This window comes from Rhizobium jaguaris (assembly GCF_003627755.1).
GTDB lineage: Bacteria > Pseudomonadota > Alphaproteobacteria > Rhizobiales > Rhizobiaceae > Rhizobium > Rhizobium jaguaris.
Map to the genome: position 1 here is coordinate 2,578,385 of NZ_CP032695.1, position 6,542 is coordinate 2,584,926.

At 56.2% G+C, this 6,542-nt stretch carries 6 protein-coding genes; 5 read left to right on the top strand and 1 reads right to left on the bottom strand.

Annotated elements, in window-relative coordinates:
* Positions 1-143: 143 nt before the first annotated feature.
* The gene (locus tag CCGE525_RS34125; RefSeq protein ID WP_120708554.1) at positions 144-614 is read left to right on the top strand and encodes a MarR family winged helix-turn-helix transcriptional regulator; all 471 of its coding nucleotides are present in this window, start codon (positions 144-146) and stop codon (positions 612-614) included.
* Positions 615-681: 67 nt separating this feature from the next.
* Here the strand turns inward: CCGE525_RS34125 and ltnD are convergent, their stop codons facing one another.
* Entirely contained in the window at positions 682-1,620 is a 939-nt protein-coding gene (gene ltnD, locus CCGE525_RS34130; RefSeq protein ID WP_120708555.1) for an L-threonate dehydrogenase, read from the bottom strand.
* 233 nt (positions 1,621-1,853) lie between these two features.
* Between ltnD and CCGE525_RS34135 the strand changes: the two genes are divergently transcribed.
* The 4 genes from CCGE525_RS34135 (at position 1,854) to repC (ending at position 6,542) form a co-directional block, all read left to right on the top strand.
* Positions 1,854-2,216 carry a DUF488 domain-containing protein gene (locus CCGE525_RS34135; protein WP_120708556.1) on the top strand — a complete coding sequence of 121 codons (363 nt, stop codon included), beginning with the start codon at positions 1,854-1,856 and terminating at the stop codon, positions 2,214-2,216.
* 353 nt (positions 2,217-2,569) lie between these two features.
* Positions 2,570-3,793: a plasmid partitioning protein RepA gene (repA, locus tag CCGE525_RS34140; protein ID WP_120708557.1), complete on the top strand. Its 1,224-nt coding sequence runs from the start codon at positions 2,570-2,572 to the stop codon at positions 3,791-3,793.
* On the top strand, positions 3,790-4,821 hold the full coding sequence (repB, locus tag CCGE525_RS34145; RefSeq protein WP_120708558.1) for a plasmid partitioning protein RepB: 1,032 nt from the start codon (positions 3,790-3,792) through the stop codon (positions 4,819-4,821). Before repA ends, repB begins: the two co-directional genes overlap by 4 nt.
* A 389-nt stretch (positions 4,822-5,210) precedes the next feature.
* Entirely contained in the window at positions 5,211-6,542 is a 1,332-nt protein-coding gene (gene repC / locus CCGE525_RS34155; protein ID WP_120708560.1) for a plasmid replication protein RepC, read from the top strand.

The following is a 6,542-nucleotide window of genomic DNA, read 5'->3' on the forward strand; positions in this document are numbered from 1 at the left end:
CCTTTCAACCGATGGGATTTAAGATATGCTTTGCAAGCGCAGGGGTTGCCGGCATCCGGCATCGGAGCCCGCCATCGCTCCTCCCCTGGCGGATATGATTAAAAAGTATATCATGACGTGATATAAATAAAGGAAATTTTGGAATGCCTTCCGGAAAGCGGCTCAAGCGCCCGAACAAACATGACCCGTCGACCGATGAGGTGCTCGATCCTGGCGTCTACGAAGGTCTCGCGGGTATGCGCCTTGTCATGCGGCGGTTTCTCTCATTCAGCGAGGCGGCCGTTTCTGAGGCAGGCGTGACGTCTCAGCAATACCAGGCGTTATTGGTCATCAAGGTTGCGCCCGGGAGCCAGATCATGCTGCGTGATCTGGCCGATCAAATGCTTATTCAGCATCACGGCGCCGTACAGCTCGTGGACAGGCTCGCGACGGCGGGACTGGCACTACGGATTCCCTCATCCGAGGATAAACGAAGCGTGCTCGTCGGCCTCACTCCTCAAGGAGATGCATTGGTCGAGCGTTTGGCAAGAACGCACTTGCGAGGGATGCTGGCAAACGAGCGACTGCTCATCGAATCTCTGAAAAGGCTCCGTCATCTGGCAAAGTTGGGCTGACGCCCCGTTCTTGCGTTCCGTTTCGGCCCGCCAAGCCGATTGAATTCCGGCAAAACCTCCAAAGGCGTCAGGGTTTGCCATCATGCTTTGCGGGCAGAGTCGCCCCGGAAAGTTGCGCATAGACGCGGGCGAGGGAGGCATCGTCATCCCGCCCCATGCCGGCACCGGCGGCGGCCAGATACATTTGCAGCGCCGCAGCCGCAATCGGTGCCGGATATCGTTCGGCTCGCGCCATATCCTGGACGATCCCCAGATCCTTGACGAAGATCTCGATGGCACTGAGCGGGCTGTAATCGCCCGACAGCACATGCGGAATGCGGTTTTCAAACATCCATGAATTGCCTGCCGATGCCGTGATGACCTCATAGACCATATTCAGATCGAGGCCCTGCTTGGCCGCAAGGCTGATCGCTTCGCAGGCAGCAGCGATGTGAACTCCTGCTAGAAGCTGGTTGATCATCTTGAATGCGGCCCCCGTGCCAGCTGTCGGCCCGAGTTCGTAGACTTTCGACGCCATGGCATCGAGAGCTGGCCGCGCCTTTTCGAAAGCTGTGCTCGAACCCGATGCCATGACGGTCAGTTCGCCGGTCCCTGCCCTTGCGGCCCCCCCCGATATAGGCGCATCGAGATAGTGCCGGGCGTCCTTTTCCAACCGTTCAGCCAGCTTCCTTGCGATGGCAGGATCCATTGTCGCCGAGGATATGAAGACGCCGGCGGGAGACATTGCCGCAGCGACACCGTCCTCACCGAAAAGCACCGCCTCGGTTTGCGCAGCATTGACGACCACGGAAACGACAATGTCTGCTCCTTCGGCAGCCTCGGCCGGGGTTTGGCCGCATCGACCGCCCTCCCTTAGAAATCGATCCATCGATGCCGGGGAGACATCGAAACCGATCACGTCCAGCCCGGCCCTTCGAAGCGACAGCGCCATGCCGATGCCCATGGAGCCGAGGCCTATCACGGCTATTTTGGGCTGGCGGTCAGTATTGTCTGTATGGGCTGCCATCGATCATTCTCCTCACTGGCGGTACTTCGGAACCTGCACTAAACGCGGCTCAGTCTCTCGACGTTACCGATCTGCCCGGAACGAGGCGAGGGTAATATTGTCGCGCGAGGGGCCTTGCTGCATCGACAACAGTCCACTTTTTGCGACAGTCGGATATACTCAACGCCGATTACCGCTGTAAACGCTTGGCTTACATGGCCGGTAGCATGTTCCGAGATGGTCAGGGCTTTTGAATGGCTCCCACACACTTGAAGTTGAAACGAGTATATGAGGAACCCGCAAACGAAGACGGGCGAAGAGTGCTCGTTGATCGGCTATGGCCACGCGGTCTATCCAAGAACGAAGCGAAGCTCGCTGACTGGATCAAGGATGTGGCCCCATCCCCGGAACTCAGGAAGTGGTTTGGTCATAGGCCGGAACGGTTCGCGGACTTTCGGGAAAGATACCGGCAAGAGCTGGCATCGAACCCGGCCGTTCAGACGCTGCTCCATTTAGATGGACCCGTGACGCTGGTGTACGGCGCAAAGGATCCGGTGCACAACCACGCAGTCGTGCTTTTGGAGTTTCTCAAGACCTTGGAAGCCCACGGCTCATAGCCCCCAGCGATTTCTTGGGCGCGACGCGGGATAGTCAAGAGATTGGCGTTATGCACCGCTGTCGTCACAAAAAAGCGAGTCGCGACTCATTATGTTATTGACGGCTCGAAGGACAATTCTGCCGCTTGAATGCAACCGCTTCTATCTACGCTGGAGCTCTAATGTAGGCATCCGTTTCAGGCAGCAATGTAGCTAAGTTGCGGAAAACATGAGGAAAATTGTTGTTCTTCTTTCTATCCAGGGATGGCGTTAAGACGGTGCAAACCTTATTTTGCTGGACGTAAACACAGAATCATGTCCTTTGTTAGCGGGCGGTGGTCGATAGAACGACTGTAGACCGCCAAGAGGGACAGATGGCGCTAACAAGACAAATCGAGCAGGAAGATACCTTTTCCGAGGATGCTGCGGCCAAAATCGTCCGGCACGCCGGTATGCTTTCGAACCAGCTCCAGGCGCTTCGGACGCGCATGTATCCGCCAAGGGCAAAAAAGAGTCTACGGCACTTCATGACGAATGAAGTCTCCAAATTGACCTCCATTCCCGATTCGACCCTAAAGCTGTTGTCCAATGAGGGCCGCGGACCAGTCCCCAGCCGGCTTGAAAACAATCATCGCGCCTATACGCTGCAGCAGATTAATGAACTGCGCCTCATGTTTGCCGAGCAGAAGCCTTCGGACGCGTTGCGGTTTCTTCCCTATCGGCAGGACAAAGAACATCTCCAGGTGCTCGCGGTTGCAAACTTCAAGGGCGGCAGCGCCAAGACGACGACCAGCGTCCATCTTGCACAATATCTCGCGCTCCACGGGTACCGTGTTCTCGCGATCGATCTCGATCCACAGGCCTCGCTTTCGGCGATGTTCGGTTTCCAACCTGAGCTCGATGTGCAAGCCAACGAGACTATCTACGCCGCCTTACGGTATGACGACGAACGTCGACCGATGCAAGAGATCATCCATCAAACCTATTTCGATGGCATCGATCTTATTCCGGGCAATCTAGAGGTTATGGAATACGAGCACGAGACGCCTCGTATCCTCGCTCAAAGACTGGGCAGCCGCGAAGGGATGTTTTTTGAGCGCCTGAAGCTTGCCCTGGACGAGGTCAAGGATCGTTACGACGTGGTGATTCTGGACACTCCTCCTTCCCTCGGCTTTCTCACGCTTAGCGCCATTCATGCCTCGACGGGGATGATCGTGACCGTTCACCCGGCAATGCTGGATGTATCCTCGATGAGCCAATTCCTCTTGATGATGGGGGATCTTATTCAGGTTCTGAGCGAGAGCGGCGCCGTGTTGAGGCAGGATTTTTTCCGCTACCTCATCACCCGTCATGATCCGAATGACCAGCCGCAGTCTCAGGTCGTGGCCATGCTTCGCCATCTTTTCGGCGATGACGTTATATTGCCGACGGCCGTCGAAAGTACTGCAATCGAGGCCGCCGGCCTCGCCAAGCGCAGTCTTTACGAATTGGAGATGGGCCAGGTCGGCCGCGACACGCATCGCCGAGCCCGTGATGCGATGGATGCGGTAAATGATGCAATCCTCGACTTGATAAAAAGCAGCTGGGGGCGTGGATGACGAAGCCCCCAAAAAGGTCATCGCTCGCAGCAAGCTTTGGCCTGCTCGCAGCCGACATCAATGCCGATACCAAAAAGAACCCTGAGCAACCGGCGCCGTCCCCAGTGCCCGCGCGCGTGGGCGCTGGCGTAATTGGTGCCACTCACAAGGCCATCAGCGACCTTAGGGGCGAGCGGGACCGCCTTCTTGCCATGCTGGAAGCGGGATCGGGTGGCTCGACGGAGATCGATGCCGGTTTGATCGACCCGTCACCTTTCCCCGACCGGCTTCCTGACGACAACGACGCGTCCTTTGCGGAGTTCAAGAAGAGCATCGAAGAAGAAGGGCAAAAAATCCCGATACAGGTCCGCCTTCATCCAACGCTGACGGGTCGATATCAGGTGATCTACGGGCATCGCCGTCTGCGTGCCGCACGTGAGCTTCAGCGCCCGGTAAAGGCGTTGATTTTGGAGATGTCGGATCGGGACCTTGTTGTTGTGCAGGGTATCGAGAATGCCGCACGTCAAGATTTGAGCTGGATCGAGCGAGCGCTTTTTGCATGGCGCATGGACGAAGCCGGCATCCGGCCGAGAGACATTTATGCCGCCCTTGGGGTCGACGACGCCGAGCTTGCGCGTATGCGCGCGGTCTATCGGGTCGTTCCCATCGATGTCATCCAGGCGATCGGTCGTGCACCAAAAGTCGGGCGCCCGCGTTGGGTCGAATTCGGCGGATCGTTAAAAGCGAAACCCGATGCACTGGCCGATATCAGAAAAACCCTGTCAACTGACAGGGTTTCGCAACTGATGTCCAATGAGCGGTTCAGTCAAGCTATGGGTGTGCTGAAGATCCCTGCGGCGGCGCGTCTGCCCGGTCGGGATCTTCTCGATCGGCGCGGTGAATCCCTGGCAAGGCTCCAAATTTCGAAGAAAGAGCTGCGACTGGTGGCAGAATCTAAGCGCGGTGCGCGGTTTGCGACCTTCCTCGAAGGTGAAATGCCGGCACTTATCGCGAAGTTCGACGCGACCGACGGACAGGATGATCCTTAAAACCCTGTCAGCTGACAGGGTTTTCATCCCCGCGCTTTGCGTGGATTTTTGGAATAGACGTATCAACGGAAGAAGCCCCCACGGCGAACCATTCGAGAGCCTTTGTATTCTTGTAGCGAAGATATCATTGCTCTTTTGCCGCGACCTTCGATCCGTTTGGTGTCCGCTGACAAGCGGAATAACTCGGTGATCTCACCGAGAAACCATGGTTGAAACGAAGAGAGAAAGGTAAGCGACGGCAAAAAGAAAAGGCCCCCAAACGGCGAACCATTCGAGAGCCTTTGCATTCTTGTAGCGAAGATATCAATAGCTCCCCCCGAATCAGTTGTCAATGCATCGAAATCGTTTCGGTGGCCGTATTCGCTTTGCCTGAGATCAGAGGCGAAGATATGCACAACACGAATTTCGTAACGACGCCTTTTGGGCGGCGGCCGATGACGCTTGGCATGTTGGTGAATCAATACGACGCCAGCGACATCGAGCCAGGAAAGTCCATAGACAAGTGGAAACTGTTTCGTGCGCTCTGCGAAGCCAGAACCGTATTTGGAATTTCCGACCGGGCGCTTGCCGTATTGAACGCACTGCTCAGCTTTTACCCGGAGAATGCCTTGTCGCAGGAAAACGGCCTGGTGGTCTTTCCCTCCAATGCACAATTATCGCTGCGGGCACATGGAATTGCTCCCGCGACGCTAAGGCGCCACCTCGCCGCATTGGTGAGTGCAGGACTGCTCATTCGAAAAGACAGCCCAAACGGAAAACGATATGCCCGGCGGGATCGGAAAGGAGAAATCGACGAGGCCTTCGGCTTCAGCGTGGCAGCTCTCATTGCACGTGCCGATGAGATCTTCGCTCATGCCGCCCGACTCGCTGCCGATCGCGACCGCCTGCGTATCACCAAAGAACGTCTCTCCATCTGCCGTCGAGACATCGCGAAGCTGATCGAGATCGCGCTAGAAGAACAAGCTCCCGGTGATTGGCTGATGATCCAATCAACCTTCCAGTCGATTACGGGAACCATACCGCGCAGCCCACATATCAGCGATTTAAATGCAATTCTCGAGGAGCTTGAGATGCTGCGCAGTGAAGTGCTTATCCGATTGGAAAGACGACTAGAAACACAAAAACAAAGCGCCAATGAATCCCAAACTGAGCGCCATATACAGAATACAAATCTTAAAAACATTTTTGAATCTGAACCAGGCGCTAGCGCGAATTCAATTCGGGATCTGACACAGGGCCTCACCAATGCTGAATGCCACATCGGTGAACATTCATCACACGTTACCGCAAGCACAAGCGATACAGCTCGATCAGTGCTATCCGAACACGAACAACTGCCAGTTTCGCCCCTCCAAGCGTCGAAACTTGCGCCGCTGAAGTCATTTCCGCTCGGTCTGGTCATCCAAGCCTGCCCCGACATCCTGTCGTACGGTTCCGGTGGCAAAATTGAAAGCTGGCGTGACTTCATGACGGCGGCAATCGTCATTCGTTCCATGTTGGCCATCAGTCCGTCGGTTTACCAAGAGGCGTGCGAGGTGATGGGCCCTGAAAATGCTGCGACTGTCATGGCCTGCATGCTGCAAAGAGCGCAACACATCAAATCGGCAGGAGGTTATCTCCGCAATCTGACGCGAAGGGCACACCGCGGCGAGTTTGCGGTTGGCCCGATGCTGATGGCTTTGGCGCGGTCACGCGGGCTACCGGAGCGACATGCGGCATAA